This is a genomic window from Cellvibrio sp. (assembly GCF_053579595.1).
Window position 1 is genome coordinate 1 of the sequence record NZ_JBRFPI010000318.1, and the last position, 656, is coordinate 656.

The 656-nt window shown below is 54.4% G+C and carries 1 pseudogene; it reads right to left on the reverse strand.

Features of this window, described 5'->3' with window-relative positions:
- Positions 1 to 533: pseudogene (locus tag ACWA6V_RS16650) on the reverse strand (polynucleotide adenylyltransferase PcnB); the annotation flags it as partial.
- Positions 534 to 656 lie beyond the last annotated feature (123 nt).

Consider the following 656-nt stretch of genomic DNA (forward strand, 5'->3'; position numbering starts at 1 on the left):
ATGCCATTGCAGTAGTCGATGACGGAGAAGTCTTTGAGCGTGTAATAGAGCGCGTTGACGGTGAAGTCACGGCGCATTGCGTCGGTTTCGAGCGTGCCATAGACATTGTCGCGCAGCAACATGCCGTCTTCACTGCGCACGCTGGATGATTCTTCGTGGTGACCGCGGAAGGTGGTGACTTCGATAACCTCGCGCCCCATGCGCACATGGACTATCTGAAAGCGGCGGCCGACGATACGCGCACTGCGGAAGATACGTTTTACTTCTTCGGGCTTGGCGTTGGTAGCTACATCAAAATCTTTGGGGCTGTTACCGAGTAGGAGGTCGCGCACACCGCCACCGACCAAATAGGCAGCAAAACCGGCGTCTTCCAATTGTTTGATGATCTTGATCGCCGCAGGGCTGATGTTCTTGCGGGAGATGCTGTGCTGGTCGCGTGGAATCAGGACGGCACCGTCACTATTGCGGATACTGGATGCCTTGCTGGAATCCTTGGCGCCGGAGGTGAACAGGTTTAGCAAGCGTTTGAGCATGTTTTCTCGCTGGTGTTTAGGCAGTCAGTTGCATAAGAGCGGCGAGTTTAGCAGAAGCACGGTGTTTTTTACGACAATCCCGCCACTCGGGTTGGTTTGGGTTCCAGAAAGCAAAACGGGAAA